Origin of the sequence: Streptomyces sp. NPDC005863 (assembly GCF_042871345.1) — a bacterium.
In the GTDB taxonomy this organism is placed as follows: domain Bacteria; phylum Actinomycetota; class Actinomycetes; order Streptomycetales; family Streptomycetaceae; genus Streptomyces.
Genome location: NZ_JBIAII010000013.1, coordinates 68176 through 81943 on the forward strand (window position 1 = coordinate 68176; position 13768 = coordinate 81943).

General features: G+C 71.7%; 14 protein-coding genes and 1 tRNA gene. 5 read left to right on the forward strand and 10 right to left on the reverse strand.

Annotation, left to right across the window (positions count from 1 at the left end; genetic code table 11):
• Positions 1–1233: 1233 nt before the first annotated feature.
• The 3 genes from ACFYO9_RS33225 (at position 1234) to ACFYO9_RS33235 (ending at position 3698) form a co-directional block, all read left to right on the forward strand.
• Positions 1234–2628: a sensor domain-containing protein gene (locus tag ACFYO9_RS33225; RefSeq protein WP_358778318.1), complete on the forward strand. Its 1395-nt coding sequence runs from the start codon at positions 1234–1236 to the stop codon at positions 2626–2628.
• Positions 2610–3266 (forward strand): response regulator transcription factor, encoded by a 657-nt coding sequence (locus ACFYO9_RS33230; RefSeq protein WP_355816551.1) that lies wholly within the window; start codon positions 2610–2612, stop codon positions 3264–3266. The genes ACFYO9_RS33225 and ACFYO9_RS33230 overlap by 19 nt, the downstream gene beginning before the upstream one ends.
• A gap of 90 nt (positions 3267–3356) precedes the next feature.
• Entirely contained in the window at positions 3357–3698 is a 342-nt protein-coding gene (locus ACFYO9_RS33235) for a hypothetical protein (RefSeq protein ID WP_358778317.1), read from the forward strand.
• Between the two features lie 15 nt (positions 3699–3713).
• Here the strand turns inward: ACFYO9_RS33235 and ACFYO9_RS33240 are convergent, their stop codons facing one another.
• Genes ACFYO9_RS33240 through ACFYO9_RS33250 form a run of 3 tightly spaced genes read right to left on the reverse strand, consistent with a single transcriptional unit; the run spans position 3714 to position 6206 of the window.
• Positions 3714–4364, reverse strand: coding sequence for a response regulator transcription factor (locus ACFYO9_RS33240; RefSeq protein WP_355816557.1), 651 nt, complete (start codon positions 4362–4364; stop codon positions 3714–3716).
• The gene (locus ACFYO9_RS33245; RefSeq protein ID WP_358778316.1) at positions 4355–5503 is read right to left on the reverse strand and encodes a histidine kinase; all 1149 of its coding nucleotides are present in this window, start codon (positions 5501–5503) and stop codon (positions 4355–4357) included. Before ACFYO9_RS33245 ends, ACFYO9_RS33240 begins: the two co-directional genes overlap by 10 nt.
• 22 nt (positions 5504–5525) lie before the next feature.
• Positions 5526–6206 (reverse strand): DedA family protein, encoded by a 681-nt coding sequence (locus ACFYO9_RS33250; RefSeq protein WP_355816563.1) that lies wholly within the window; start codon positions 6204–6206, stop codon positions 5526–5528.
• Positions 6207–6349: 143 nt separating this feature from the next.
• On the opposite strand from ACFYO9_RS33250, the gene ACFYO9_RS33255 reads away from it, so the two are divergent.
• Positions 6350–6423: transfer RNA gene (locus tag ACFYO9_RS33255), tRNA-Lys, on the forward strand.
• 67 nt (positions 6424–6490) lie between these two features.
• Here the strand turns inward: ACFYO9_RS33255 and ACFYO9_RS33260 are convergent.
• The 5 genes from ACFYO9_RS33260 to ehuB form a co-directional block, all read right to left on the reverse strand.
• Positions 6491–7258 carry an IclR family transcriptional regulator C-terminal domain-containing protein gene (locus tag ACFYO9_RS33260; protein ID WP_358778315.1) on the reverse strand — a complete coding sequence of 256 codons (768 nt, stop codon included), beginning with the start codon at positions 7256–7258 and terminating at the stop codon, positions 6491–6493.
• A gap of 164 nt (positions 7259–7422) precedes the next feature.
• Positions 7423–8238, reverse strand: coding sequence for an ectoine/hydroxyectoine ABC transporter ATP-binding protein EhuA (gene ehuA, locus ACFYO9_RS33265; RefSeq protein ID WP_355816569.1), 816 nt, complete (start codon positions 8236–8238; stop codon positions 7423–7425).
• Entirely contained in the window at positions 8228–8875 is a 648-nt protein-coding gene (ehuD, locus tag ACFYO9_RS33270) for an ectoine/hydroxyectoine ABC transporter permease subunit EhuD (RefSeq protein WP_355816571.1), read from the reverse strand. The genes ehuA and ehuD overlap by 11 nt, the downstream gene beginning before the upstream one ends.
• Positions 8872–9606 carry an ectoine/hydroxyectoine ABC transporter permease subunit EhuC gene (gene ehuC / locus ACFYO9_RS33275; protein ID WP_355816574.1) on the reverse strand — a complete coding sequence of 245 codons (735 nt, stop codon included), beginning with the start codon at positions 9604–9606 and terminating at the stop codon, positions 8872–8874. Before ehuC ends, ehuD begins: the two co-directional genes overlap by 4 nt.
• Positions 9603–10535 (reverse strand): ectoine/hydroxyectoine ABC transporter substrate-binding protein EhuB, encoded by a 933-nt coding sequence (gene ehuB, locus ACFYO9_RS33280; RefSeq protein WP_358705480.1) that lies wholly within the window; start codon positions 10533–10535, stop codon positions 9603–9605. The genes ehuC and ehuB overlap by 4 nt, the downstream gene beginning before the upstream one ends.
• Positions 10536–10632: 97 nt before the next feature.
• Here ehuB and ACFYO9_RS33285 point away from each other — a divergent pair, with 97 nt between their 5' ends.
• A complete protein-coding gene (locus tag ACFYO9_RS33285; protein ID WP_358778314.1) occupies positions 10633–11136 on the forward strand; it encodes a DUF3830 family protein in 504 nt (167 codons plus the stop codon).
• 52 nt (positions 11137–11188) lie between these two features.
• On the opposite strand, the gene ACFYO9_RS33290 is transcribed toward ACFYO9_RS33285, so the two are convergent.
• Together ACFYO9_RS33290 and ACFYO9_RS33295 are read right to left on the reverse strand one after the other, a co-directional pair.
• A complete protein-coding gene (locus ACFYO9_RS33290; protein ID WP_358778313.1) occupies positions 11189–12592 on the reverse strand; it encodes an amidase in 1404 nt (467 codons plus the stop codon).
• A 21-nt stretch (positions 12593–12613) separates the two neighbouring features.
• Positions 12614–13570 carry a D-2-hydroxyacid dehydrogenase gene (locus ACFYO9_RS33295; protein ID WP_358705474.1) on the reverse strand — a complete coding sequence of 319 codons (957 nt, stop codon included), beginning with the start codon at positions 13568–13570 and terminating at the stop codon, positions 12614–12616.
• Positions 13571–13768 lie beyond the last annotated feature (198 nt).

A 13768-nucleotide genomic window follows, 5' to 3' on the forward strand; every position in this document is an offset into this window, starting at 1 on the left:
GGGCGGGGGGGGGGGGGGGGGGGGGGGGGGGGGCGCGGGGGGGGGGGGGCGGGGGGGGGGGGGGGGGGGGGGGGGGGGGGGGGCGGGGGGGGGGCTCCCCCTCCCTCTTGCCTGCGGCCACAAACAGTCCCGCCGCTCCGCGGCGGATGCTCCCCACCCACCCACCCGTTTACCCCGCGCCGCATGGTCGGAGTAGGGGCGGGTGGGCGAGCGCGCCCGGCGACGTCCGGTGGGAGTACGGACGGGGTGGGTGGGTGTCCCCCTCGTGACGTGCGGTGGGAGTACGGGCGGGGTGGGTGGGTGCGCCCCCGTGACGTCCAGAGGAAGTACGGGCGGGGTGGGTGGGTGTGGTCCGTGATGTGGGGGAGCGGGGTGGGTGGGTGTGCCCCGTGACGTGTGGCGGGACGGGGTGGGTGGGTGTGCCTCGTGTCAGGTGGCGGGAGTGGGGGTGGGTGTGACCCACGACGTGTCGCGGGAGTGGATGTCGGTTGGTGTGCCCCGGGTCGTGCGGTGGGGTGGGGTTCCCCCCCGGGGCGAGTGGCGGTAGTGGGGACGGGGGGCCCGCGGCGTGCGGCGGGGGGTCGGTCGGGTGCCCTGGGACGCGTGGTGGGTCTACCCCGTGGCGCGCGGTGTGGGGTGGCGGGTGTGTTCTGCGATGTCTGACGGGAGTGGGAGGGGGGGCGGGTGTGCCGTGAAGTCCGGCTGGGATGGGGGTCGATGGTGTGCTCCGCGACATGCGGTGGGGGCCTGGGGCGCGCTGCGGGAATTGGGAGGCGCGGAGGGGCGTGCACCACCCACCGGGCTGCAGGCGCAAACGCTCGGGAGGGGACGTGGGGGTATGTGCGCACGGAGCACCGAGCACGCTGTAGCAATGTTGTCCGCGAGGCGTGGCGAACAGTGGGTAGCGAGTACGCACATACCCCCGCGGCCCCGCACCCACAAACGAACCGAAGGCGCAGACGCCACGCCCCCGCGACCCCGCACCCGAGAACCGGCCTTCAGGCGCAGACGCCCGCGGCCCCGCACCCAAGAACCGGACCCGAGGCGAGCAGACGCCCACGCCCCCGCACCCGAGAACGGCCCCAAGAACCGGGCCTCAGGCGCAGGCGCCCATGCCCCGCACCCAAGAACCGGACCCGAGGCGAGCAGGCGCCCACGCCCCCGCACACACGAACCGGCCCCAAGAACCAGACCCCAAGCGCAGACGCCCACGCCCCCGCATACCGTAGGCCCATGATCCGGGGGAAACTCACACGGCAGCGGCCACGCACATGGCCCTGGCGTAGCGCCGCCTACCTGCTCACCGGCGCCCTCCTGGGCGCCACCGTCCTCGTGCTCGCCCTCGCCCTCACCGCCTCAGGCCTCGCCCTCACCCTCGTCCTCATCGGCCTCCCCCTCCTCGCCGCCATCCCCCTCTCCGGCCTCCCCGTCGCCGCCCTGGAACGCCGCCGCCTCCACCTCCTCGACCCCGCCGCACCCCCACCCGCCACCCCCCACCGCACCCCCACCACCCCCGGCATCCCCGCCTGGCTCCGCCTCCGCCTCAAGGAACAGGCGACCTGGCGCGAACTCGCGTACACCGCCCTGCTCGCCCTCGTCCTGTGGCCCCTGGACCTCCTCGTCCTGGCCTGCACCGCGGCCCTCCCCGCCCTCCTCCTCGTCGCCCCCGCCCATCTCGCCCTGGCCCCCGGCCACGGAGGCGTCCGCCCCGCCAAGCTGTGGGTCGTCGACAGTTACCCGGAGGCCGCCGGCACCGCCCTGCTGGGCCTCGCGCTCCTGCTCCTCCTCGCGTACCCCCTCCGCGCCTACGCCGCCCCCCGCGCCCGCCTCACCCACTTCTTCCTCGCCCCCCGCGAAACGGAACTCGCCGACATCCTCGCCGAGGTCACCCGCTCCCGGGCCCGCCTCGTCGACGCCTTCGAGGCCGAACGACGCCGCATCGAACGGGACTTGCACGACGGCGCACAACAGCGCCTCGTCGCGCTGACCATGACCCTGGGCCTCGCCCGCCTCGACGCACCCCCGGAAGGCCCCCTCGCCGACCGGCTCGCCACCGCGCACGACGAGGCGGGCCGCGTCCTCGCCGAACTGCGCGAGCTCATCCACGGCATCCACCCCCAGGTTCTCGCCGACCACGGCCTCACCGCGGCCATCGAGGACATCGCCGACCGCTCGGCCATCCCGGTCCGGACGGAAAACACCGAAGACGACAAGGCCCACAACGCCCACACCACCCACGACACTCACAACACCCCCAGCCCCAACCCAAACCGCCCCCCACTACCCCGCTTCCCCCGAGCCATAGAGTCCGCCGCCTACTTCGCCGTCCGCGAGATCCTCGCCAACGTCGGCAAACACAGCGGCGCCACCCATGCCCGCGTCACCACCACCCACACCACCGGCATCCACACCGCCGCCACCCACACCACCGCCGACGGAGTCCTCCGCATAGAGGTCCACGACGACGGCCGAGGCGGCGCCGACCCCGCCCGCGGCACCGGTCTGACGGGCCTCGCCGACCGGCTCGCCGTCCTCGATGGCACACTGACGGTCGCCAGCCCGCAGGGCGGCCCCACCACCGTGTCCGTGGAAATACCCGTGGAGTCCCCTTGCCCGGCAGGAAATTGAGAGTCGTCCTCGCCGAGGACAGCGTGCTGTTGCGCGAGGGACTCGTCGCGGTGCTCGGCAGGTTCGGGCACGAGACGGTCGCGGCGGTGGGCGACGCGGACGCGCTGCGGGACGCCGTGTCCGCGTACGAGCCGGACATCGTGGTGACCGACGTACGGATGCCGCCGAGCTTCCACGACGAGGGCCTGCGCGCGGCGGTCGCGCTCAGGGAACAACGGCCCGCGCTGCCCGTCCTCGTACTGAGCCAGTACGTCCAACGGTCCTACGCCGCCGAGCTGTTGGACTCCGGCGACGGCACCGGCGTGGGCTATCTGCTCAAGGACCGCGTCGGCCAGGTCGAGCAGTTCGTCGCGGGCCTGACGCAGGTCGCGGAGGGCGGAACGGTCGTCGACCCGGAGGTCGTACGGCAGTTGCTGCGCCGCCGCCGCGATCCGCTGGAGCGGCTGACGCCGCGGGAGCGCGAGGTGCTCGGCCTCATCGCCGAGGGGAAGTCGAACGCGGCGATCGCCGCCGAACTCGTCGTCTCCGAGGCCGCCGTGGGCAAACACATCGGCAACATCCTCGGCAAACTGGGCCTGCCCCAGGGGGACGGAACACACCGCAGGGTCCTCGCGGTCCTCGCGTATCTCCGGGCGTAGGACCACCGACGGCCGTCCCCCGTGAGGAATCCGTGCGGAAGGAACACAAGTCGGTAAAACCGCTCGCCTGACCTATTACGATCCAGACCCATGAGCGCGCCCGAACACCCCGGAACACCCGCCGCCCCGGACGAGGCCCCGGCCCCCACCCTGGCCGACGAGGCCACCGACACCGCCCCCACCCCGGCCGCCCGCGCCCGCAGGGCCCGGATCGCCGCGGCCTCGCTCCTCATGGCCGCCGCGGCGATCGTGCTCGCGCTGCGCCTGGCCAGCCGCTCCTCCGTGCTCGTCGTCGGCGTCTACGGCCTGCTGCTCATCCTCTGCGGCGTGGTGATCGAACTGAGCCGCCGCGGCCGCACCCGGCTCGGCACCTATCTGCTGGCCGCGGGCCTGGCCGCGGCCCTCGTCATGGACGGCTTCGTCCTCTCGTAGTCGACCCCCGGTCGCTCACGACTCCAGATACCGCAGCACCGCCAGCACCCGCCGGCTGTACCCCGTGGTCCGGGAGAGCCCGAGCTTGTCGAAGATCGCGTTGAGGTTCTTCTCGACCGCGCTCAGCGAGATGTGCAGCTTCTCCCCGATGGCCGCGTTGGTGTGCCCCTCCGCCAGCGCCTCCAGGACCGTCCGCTCCCGCGGCGTGAGCCGGGTCAGCGGGTCGGCGTGCGTGGTGCGGATGAGCAACTGCCGTACGACTTCGGGGTCGATGGCCGCGCCGCCCGCATGCACCCGCTCCAGCGCGTCGAGGAACTCCTCGACCTGCGCCACCCGGTCCTTGAGGAGGTAGCCGACCCGCTCGGCGCTCGAAGTGAGCAGCTGCGCCGCGTAGTTGCGCTCCACGTACTGGGAGAGGACGACCACGCCGATCTCCGGGCGCAGTTCACGGATCCGTACCGCGGCCCGCAGGCCCTCGTCGGTGTGGTCCGGCGGCATGCGGATGTCGGTGACGACGACGTCGACGCCGGGGGCGTGCGCCTCGACCGCGCGCAACAGGGCGTCGCCGTCGCCCACGGCGGCGAGGACCTCGTGGCCCTCCTCGGCGAGCAGCCGGACGAGGCCCTCCCGCAGCAGGGTCGAGTCCTCGGCGAGAATTACGCGCACGGCAGCTCCGCGGTGATCGTGGTGGGTCCCCCGAGGGGGCTTGCCACGTGCAGGGTGCCGTCGAGCGCGGCGACCCGGCTGCGCAGCCCGGTGAGCCCGCTGCCCGCCGGGTCCGCGCCGCCGGTGCCGCTGTCGCGGACGAGGACGGTGAGGGTGGCGCCGGCTCTGCGCACCCGTACGAATACCTCGTCGGCGGCCGCGTGCTTGGCCGCGTTGTTCACGGCCTCCGAGACCACGAAGTACGCGGCGGTCTCGACCGGCGAGGGCAGCGGCTCGGCGCCCGGCACGTCGTACTCCATGCGTACGGGGACCGCGCACCGCTCCGACACCCCGCCGAGCGCCTCGCGCAGGCCCAGGCTGTCGAGGGCGGTGGGGTAGACCCGCCAGGCCACCTCGCGCAGTTCGGTGAGGACCTCCTGCGCCTCCTTGTGGGCCTGTTCGAGCAGCGCGTCCGCCCGCTCCGGGGTGCGGCCGCGGCGGGCCCGGCCGAGCAGCATGGCGAGGGCGACGAGCCGCTGCTGGACGCCGTCGTGCAGATCGCGCTCGACCCGGCGCCGCTCCACGTCGACCGCACGGACCACCGCCGCCCGGCTGGTGGCCAGTTCATCGATGCGGCGGCGAAGGAGTTCCTCCTCGGAGGGGCCGAAGCACGCGCGGGCGAGGCGGGCGTCCTGGTCGGTCAGCGCGCGCAGCCCCTGGACGGCGAGGAAGAGCAGGGTGCCGCCGAGGACGAGCTGACCGGCCACGTCGACCCACGTCATCGAGGTGTGGGGGAGCGAAACGGCGAAGATCCCGGCGAGGACCGCGCCGAAGTCGACCAGGCCGACCACGACGGCGCAGAGCAGCCCGGAGTACGTACGGGCCGCGAGGTAGCGCAGGATCTGCCCGTCGTCGGCGCGGTGCTCGGGGAAGGTGTCGCGGAAGAAGAGGGAGCGGCGCCTCCGTTCGAGGGCGGTGAGCCTGCGGGCGCCCGCGGCGAGCAGCGCGTGGGCGCGGCGGCGGGTGCGCGGCCAGAGCAGGAAGGCGCCGAGGGCCGCGCCGGCGACGACGAAGTACAGCAGCCCGAGCAGGGCGGTGAGGCAGCCGACGAGCACGCCGGAGACCCTGAGCAGAAATGGGGCGGCCACGGGCTCCTTCACGCCGTCCGACACTAGCCGAGCCCTATTCGGCACGACGGTGGCGGGCTCCCGCGCGGGCCCCCGGCCTGCCCCGCGAGCGCACCCGTACCGCCACGTACACCGCCGCCGCCCCGACGACGAGGACGAGGACGGCCTTGGAGAGGAACCCCACGTACGTCCCGACCGTGTCCCACCGGTCGCCCAGCCAGTAGCCCGCCAGGACGAGGACGGAGTTCCAGACCAGGCTGCCCGCGGTGGTCAGGGCGAGGAAGAGCGGCAGCCGCATGCGCTCCACGCCGGCCGGTACGGAGATCAGGCTGCGGAAGATTGGCACCATCCGGCCCAGGAGCACCGCCTTGGTGCCGTGCCGCGCGAACCACGCCTCGGTCCGTTCCAGGTCGGCCGTCTTGACCAGCGGCAGCCGCGCCCACAGGGCGTGCATGCGCTCGCGCCCGAAGAGGACGCCGATCCCGTAGAGGGCGGCGGCGCCGACCACGGAGCCGAGCGTGGTCCAGAACAGCGCGGAGAACAGACTGATCACGCCCTGGCCCGCGGCGAAGCCGGTGAGCGGCAGGATCACCTCGCTGGGCAGCGGCGGGAAGAGGTTCTCCAGGGCGATGGCGAGCCCGGCGCCCGGGCCGCCCAGCACGTCGACGAGGTCGGCGGCCCAGCCCGCGATGCCGCCCGCGGGTTCCTGGGGGAGGGCGAGAGTCGTGAGGTCCATGGCAGCAACGCTAGAAAGCGCAGGTCAGCAGCGGTATGAGGGTTGCCGTCGAGTAAGGGTGCGGTTTCCCGCACCCCGGCGGGGGCCGGTCGGCGGCTGGTCGGAGCACCCCTCGGGACCAGGTAGTATTAACGAGTCAGCAGGCGCCGCTAGCTCAGTTGGTTAGAGCAGCTGACTCTTAATCAGCGGGTCCGGGGTTCGAGTCCCTGGCGGCGCACTTGCGAATGCCGAAAGGGCGTTCCCGGTCTCCGGGGGCGCCCTTTCGGCGTACCGGCGCCCCGGTCCTAGATCGCGAGCGAGAGCAGCACCGGCGCCGCCCCGCGGTTCAGGGTGTCCGCGGCCTCCCGCAGCCGGTGCGCGTGCTCGACCGGCAGGGACAGGGCGAGGCACCCCACCGCGGACCCCGCGGTGATCGGCACCGCCGCGCACACCGTGCCGACCGCGTACTCCTGGAGGTCGAGGACCGGCACCGTCGCGGGCTGGGCGGCGAGCCGGTTCAGGAGGACCCGTTCGTTCGTGATCGTCCGGGAGGTGAGCCGCGCCATCTTGTGCCGGGAGAGGTGGTCCCTGCGGCCGTCGACGTCGAGCTGGGTGAGCAGGCTCTTGCCGACCGCGCTGGCGTGGGCGGAGGAGCGGAAGTCCACCCACTCGTTGACCGCAGGGGTGCCGGGTCCCGCGGCGAATTCGGTGACGCGGACCTCGCCGTCCACGTACCGGCTGATGTAGACCGCGGCGCCGATGGAGTCGCGCAGTCCGTCCAGGGTGCGCTGGAGCTTCTCGCGCAGCGCCTGCGCGTGGTGCTGGGCCGAGCCGAGGCGGCTGAGGGCCTCCCCGGTCACGTACGCCCCGGAGGTGTCGTCGGCGAGCTGCTCCACGTACCCCTCGGCGCGCAGCATGTGCAGGAGCGGGGTGAGCCGGTCGGCGGGCAGGCCGGTGTCGCGGGAGATGTGGGCGGCGGTCACCCCGGTGCCGTGCCGGGCGACCGTCTCAAGCACCCGCAGGGCGCTCTGGACGGAGCGGTGCGGGGAGGTCACCTCGTGCTGCGACGCCACGGCATCCCCCTGCGTGGAACGGTTCCGGACAGCTGGGCTCCACCCCACGATAGCCGCCAAGTGGCGCATTTGGAGCGTCGGTTGACGATATTGGTGACGCGCTCCCGCCGCACCGGCGGGAACGCGCCACCTTGGCATATGCCCAAGTCAAGCCCGGTGCGGACTCACAGCACCGCGCTCAGGAACTCCCGGGTCCGCTCGTGCTCGGGCTCCGTGAAGATCTTCTCCGGGGAGCCGGACTCGATGACGCGGCCCGAGTCGAACATGAGCACCTGGTCCGAGATGTCCCGGGCGAAGTTCATCTCGTGGGTCACGCACAGCATGGTGATGTCCGTGGTGTGCGCGATGTCGCGGAGCACGTCGAGGACGCCCGCCACCAGCTCCGGGTCGAGCGCGGACGTCACCTCGTCGAGCAGCAGCACCTGGGGGCGCATCGCCAGGGCGCGGGCGATGGCGACGCGCTGCTGTTGGCCGCCGGAGAGCTGGCTCGGATACGCGTCGCAGCGGTCGCCGAGCCCGACCAGGTCGAGCAGTTCGCGGGCGCGTACGTCGGCCTCGTCCTTGGACATGCCGAGGACGGAGACGGGCGCCTCGGTGATGTTTCTGAGCACCTTCATGTTCGGGAAGAGGTTGAACTGCTGGAACACCATGCCGATGTTCTTGCGGACCTCGCGGACGTGCTTCTCGCCGGCCGGGACGAGCTTGCCGTTCTTCTCCTCGTGGGTGAGGTATCTGCCGCCCACCTTGATCGTGCCCTGCTCCGGTTTCACCAGCGTCATGAGCAGGCGCAGGATCGTCGTCTTGCCGGATCCGGAGGGGCCGATCAGGGTCACGTGCTTGCCGGAGGCGACCGAGAAGTCCAGCTCGTCGAGGACCGTGTTCGAGCCGTAGCGCTTGACGACCTTGTCGAAGCGGATCAGCTCGCTGCCGTCGACGGCGGGGTTGGGGATTTCCTGGGAAGTGCTGCTGTCAGCGGACAAGACGACGCTCCAAAACTCGCAGAAGAAGAGAGGCCGGGTAGGCGATGACGATGAAGGCGACACCGACCACGCTGATCGCCTCGTAGGTGAAGGTCGTCTGGCTGTAGCCCTGGGCCTGGCCCAGCATGTCGAGCGCGCCGATGGCGGCCATCTGCGGCGACTCCTTCAGCATGACGATCACGTAGTTGCCGAGGGCGGGGATCACCCGGCGCACCGCCTGCGGCAGGATCACGGACGTCCAGGTGCGGCGCTTGGAGAGGCTGAGCGCGGTCGCCGCCTCCCACTGCCCGGCCGGCACACCGTCGATCCCGGCGCGGTAGACCTCCGAGGTGTACGTCGAGTAGTGCAGCCCGAGCCCGACGATGCCCGTGGTGAGCGGGGACATCGAGGGCCCCCACTCCGGCACCACGTAGAAAAGGAAGAACAGCTGCACCAGGAGCGGGGTGTTCCGGATGAACTCGGTGACCACCGTGACCGGCCAGCGGATCCACTTCTTCTCGGAGCGCTGGGCGATCGCCCAGACCAGGCCGAGCGAGAAGGCGATCAGGGTGCCGAAGAGCAGCGCCTTGAGGGTGAGCTCCAGGCCGTCCCAGAAGAGCGGCATGAAGTCGTCGACGTGCGACCAGTTCCAGTTCACTTGGCGGCCCCCGAACCCGTGATGACGTCGATCGACGACTTGGAGCGCAACCCGCCGAACAGGCCCGTCTTCTCCGGCGCCTGCCCGACCCGCTTCTTGGCGTGCCGCTCCAGGACCCGCATGGCGCGGGTGAGGACGAACGCGAGGACGAAGTACAGGGCGAGCAGCAGGGTGTAGATCGGCGCGCTCTCGTTCTTCACCAGGCGCAGCAGGTCACCCGCGAAGGTCATGTCGGCCACCGCGATGAGGGAGACCAGCGAGGTGCCCTTGAGCAGTTCGATGAGCAGGTTGTTGAACGGCGGGATCATCTCCGGCCAGGCCTGCGGCAGTTCGATGCGGCGCAGCCGCTGCGCCGGCGTGAAGTTCAGGGCGATGCCCGCCTCGCGCTGCGCGGGCGGCACCGCGGCGAGCGCGCCGCGCACGATCTCGGAGGCGTACGCGCCGTAGGTGATGCCGAGCGCGAGGATGCCCGCGAACATCGGCTGGAAGCTGATGTTGAAGACCGGCGGCACCGTGAACGCGATCCAGAACATGAAGACCAGCGACGAGGTGCTGCGGAAGATCTCGAAGTAGGCCCCGGCGAGGAACCGCACGATCCACAGCCGGTTGGTGCGCAGCACGCCGATCGGGAAGGCGATCACGAAGGCGAGGGCGGCGCTGAGGAAGGTGACCTGGACGGTGATCCAGACACCGGGCAGGAACCAGTTCTTGAGGAACTCCGACGACATCATGAGGAGGCCCCCTTCGCCGGTGGGCACAGTTTCCGCACGGTCAGATCGGTCATCTCCGCCCGCGTGAAGCCGAACGGCTTGACGATGCGCAGGAGTTCGCCGCTCTCCTTGAGCTTGTGCAGCTCCTTGTTGAAGGCGTCCCGGAGGTTCTTCTCGGAGAGCCGGAAGGCGAAACCACCGGCGCCGTAGGCCGGTTCGCCGTCGACGACCGGCTGGAAGGGCTCGGTCGCCTCGACCCGCGGGTTCTTCTTGATCACCGTGCGTACGGTGACGTTGGTGCCGGCGAAGGCGTCGACGCGGCCCTGGGCCACGGCGTCGAGGCCCGCCACCTGGTCGGGCAGGACGAGGACGGACTTCACGCCGGCCGCCTTCGCGTAGTCGATCTCCGCGTAGGCGGTGCCGCTCGCCAGCTTCAGGCCCTTCTTGGCGATGTCCTCGTATCGCTTGATCCCGTGCGGATTGCCCTTCTTCACGATGAAGGAGTCGAGCATGAGGTAGTCGGGATCGGAGAAGAGCACCTGTGCGCAGCGGGTCGGGTTGATGTACATGCCCGCCGACACCACGTCGAACTGCCGGGCCTGGGTGAGGCCGGGGATCAGTGCGCCGAACTTGGTGGGCACCGCCTTGACCTCGGGTATGCCGAGACGGGGGAAGATGACCTTGGCGATCGCCGGTGCCTCGCCCGTGACCTCGCCGTTCTCGTCGATGTATCCGAACGGGACCTCGCCCGCGACACCGATCCTGACCGTGCCGCTGTCGCGCAGGCGGTCCAGCAGATCGCCCCCCTCAACCTTCCCCTCGTCGGGGACCCGGCTGCATGCCGAGACCCCGAGAGCGCCCAGCGCCGCCCCGCCCGCTCCGGTGAGCAGGGCGCGGCGGCGGACCGCTCTGCCGATGAATCCCTCGTTGTTCCCAAGTGGTGGAGCCATGGGCGCGCGGCTACCCGACTCGAAGCAACATATGCCGATGAATTCCGGCCGCTGATGCAATCGTTGTGGTCTTGACCCAGGGAGGAGCATGGGACACATGGCAGACCGATTCATCGAAGTCTCCCTCGCCCAGCGGGGAGTTCAGTGCACGGCGAAGCTGCTCGACGACCGGGCCCCGGTGACCTGCGCGGCGGTGTGGGAGGCACTGCCGCTCGGCTCGGACGTCTATCACGCGAAGTATGCGCGCAACGAGATCTATGCCCTTTTCCCGGCCTTCGCGGACCGGGAGCCACCCCTGGAGAACCCGACCGTCACTCCCATTCCGGGAGATCTCTGCTATTTCTCCTTCTCCGGTACGGAACTGGGCACCCAGGCGTACGGATACGAGGCGGAGGCCGACGTGCGGGCGGGCACCACCGTGGTGGACCTCGCCCTCTTCTACGAACGGAACAACCTGCTCCTCAACGGCGACGTCGGCTGGGTCCCCGGCATCGTCTGGGGCCAGATCGTCGAAGGCCTCGACCGGATGGCCGAGGCCTGCAACGACCTGTGGCGCGCGGGCGCACAGGGGGAGACGCTGAACTTCCGCAGGCGTAATTGAAGCCGTCCGGCGATTGAGGACCGGGGGTCCGGGGGCAGAGCCCCCGGGGTGCCTAAGCCAAGGCGGGCGGTGCGACGCCCCCGGACCCCGCCTCGTACAAAGCGTGCGCAGCACGAAGCACCACCGTGTCCGCGTGGCGCGCGCCCACGATCTGCACCCCGATCGGCAGCCCGTCCCCGTCCACCCCGCAGGGAACCGTCGCGGCGGGCTGCTGGGTGAGGTTGAAGGGGTACGTGAACGGGGTCCACCCCGTCCAGCGCCGGTGCCCCGAGCCGCGCGGCACCTCGGCGCCCGCCTCGAACGCCGTGAGCGGCAGCGTCGGCGTGACCAGCAGGTCGTACGTCGAGTGGAAGTGGCCCATCCGGCGCCCGAGGTCCATCCGGACGTCGACGGCCGCCAGATAGTCCAGCGCGCTGTACCGGGCGCCCTGCCCGCAGATCTCGCGCAGCCCCGGGTCGAGCAACTGCCGTTGCGCGGGCGCCAGATGCTGCACGACGCGCGCCGCCCCGCTGAACCACAGGGTGTGGAAGGCCTCGACCGGATCGGAGAAGTCGGGGTCGGCCTCCTCGACGTACGCGCCCTGCGCCGCCAGCGACTCCACCGCCCGCCGCACCGCCGCCGCGACCGCGGGCCGCACCGCCACCTGGCCGCCCAGCGAGGGCGAATAGGCGATGCGCAGCCCGCGCACCCCGCCGTCCAGGCCGGACCGGAAACTCCCCGCCACCGCGCCCAGTTGGGACCAGTCGCGCGGATCGGGCCCGGTGATCACCTCCATCATCAGCGCCGCGTCCGCCGCGTCCCGCGTCATCGGGCCCACATGGGCGAGCGTCCCGAACGGGCTTGCCGGATACAGCGGCACGCGCCCGTACGTCGGCTTCATGCCGAAGATCCCGCAGAACGACGCCGGGATCCGCACCGAGCCGCCGCCGTCCGTGCCGAGCGACAGCGGGCCCGCGCCGACCGCGACGGCCACCGCGCTGCCCCCGCTGGAGCCGCCCGAGGTGCGGGCCGTGTCGTACGGATTGCGGGTGATCCCGCTCTGCGGACCGTCCGTGACGGCCTTCCATCCGAACTCCGGCGTCGTGGTGCGGCCGATGAACACCGCGCCGTGCTCGCGCAGCCGGGCGACCGACGGCGCGTCCTCGTTCCACTTCCCCTCGGGACGCACGGTCCGCGACCCGCGCAGGGTGGGCCCGCCGCGCATCAGCAGAAGATCCTTCACCGTGGTCGGAACGCCGTCCACCAGACCCTGCGGCGCACCCCGCCGCCACCGCTCCGCACTGGCCTCGGCCTGGGCCAAGGCGCTCTCCGGCTCGATCCGCACGAACGCGTTCACCGCAGGCTGGGTCTCCTCGGCCCGGCGCAGCGCGGCGGCGACCGCGTCGACCGGGCTGAATTCGCCCTTGCGGTAGCCGTCGACGAGTTGTACTGCGGTGAGATCCGTGAGCTCGGTCATGCACGCTCCTCAGTGTCCGGGTCAGTGTCCGGGGACGTATCCGCGTTCTTTGTCGACCACGTTCGTCAGCGGCCGTCCGGCCTCCCACGCCTCGTACAACTCGACGAACTGGCGGCCCAGTTCGTCACGCCAGCCGATCGTGTCGCCGCTCATGTGCGGGGAGACGAGCAGGCCGGGAGTGGTCCACAGAGGGCTGTCCGCGGGCAGCGGCTCCCGCTCGAAGACGTCGAGCGCCGCGCCCGCGATCCACCGCTTGGACAGGGCGTCCACCAGGTCGTCCTCGACGACGAGCGGGCCGCGCCCGATGTTGATGAACCGCGCCGACGGCTGCATGAGCCCGAAGCGCCGGGCGTCGAACATGCCGCGGGTGGCGTCCGTGAGCGGCGCCGCGCACACCACCCAGTCGGCGCGGGCGAGCAGCGGGTCGAGGTCGTCGGGTCCGTGCAGACCGGGGCGCTCGGTGCGTCCCACCAGCGCGGTGGTGATGCCGAGCGCCTCCAGCGTGCGCGCGATCGCCCGGCCGATCGGCCCCGAGCCGACCACGCACGCGCGCGTGCCGGCGATCCGGTGCGACTCGCGGTGGCGCCAGGTGCGCTCGCGCTGCAGCTCCAGGGTGCGCGGCAGGTCCTTGCCGAGGGCGAGCACCAGCGCGGCCACGTACTCCGCGATGGGCTGGTCGAAGACGCCGCGCGCGTTGGTCACCACCGTGTCGGACGCGGCGAGTTCGGGACACATCAGATGGTCCACGCCGGCGCTCGCGGTGTGCACCCAGCGGGGTCTGGGCCCCTCGCCGGGCCAGGCGCGGCGCACCGCGTCCGAGCTGAAGTCCCACACCAGCAACGCGTCGGCGAGCGGCAGCCGCTCGGCCAGGGTGGCCGCGTCGGCGTGCAGGATCCGGGCCCGGCCGGTCAGTTCGCCGAGGCGCGGGGGAGGCGCCGGGGGCGGGGCGTCAAGGACGAGGACGGTCGTATCGGACATCGAGGGGAAACCGTTTCGCAATGAGGTTCCGCTTCCCTGTCGGAGGTACGGCTCCGGCGTGACACGGACACGACTTCAGCCGTCTGAGATGTGCGGATTGACCACGCTCGCACCCGAACCTACCTTCGTCAACAGAGGCACTGCTGTACCGGCTGTGTACCGAACCAGTACTCTCCGTGCAGCCGCTCCCCCACTCTG

Bases quoted from the DNA above. Each gene is read 5' to 3' on its own strand.
- ACFYO9_RS33225 (WP_358778318.1), top strand. From the start codon at position 1,234: ATGATCCGGGGGAAACTCACACGGCAGCGGCCACGCACATGGCCCTGG.
- ACFYO9_RS33235 (WP_358778317.1), top strand. From the start codon at position 3,357: ATGAGCGCGCCCGAACACCCCGGAACACCCGCCGCCCCGGACGAGGCC.
- ACFYO9_RS33250 (WP_355816563.1), bottom strand. From the start codon at position 6,206: ATGGACCTCACGACTCTCGCCCTCCCCCAGGAACCCGCGGGCGGCATC.
- ehuC (WP_355816574.1), bottom strand. From the start codon at position 9,606: ATGATGTCGTCGGAGTTCCTCAAGAACTGGTTCCTGCCCGGTGTCTGG.
- ehuB (WP_358705480.1), bottom strand. From the start codon at position 10,535: ATGGCTCCACCACTTGGGAACAACGAGGGATTCATCGGCAGAGCGGTC.
- ACFYO9_RS33285 (WP_358778314.1), top strand. From the start codon at position 10,633: ATGGCAGACCGATTCATCGAAGTCTCCCTCGCCCAGCGGGGAGTTCAG.
- ACFYO9_RS33290 (WP_358778313.1), bottom strand. From the start codon at position 12,592: ATGACCGAGCTCACGGATCTCACCGCAGTACAACTCGTCGACGGCTAC.
- ACFYO9_RS33295 (WP_358705474.1), bottom strand. From the start codon at position 13,570: ATGTCCGATACGACCGTCCTCGTCCTTGACGCCCCGCCCCCGGCGCCT.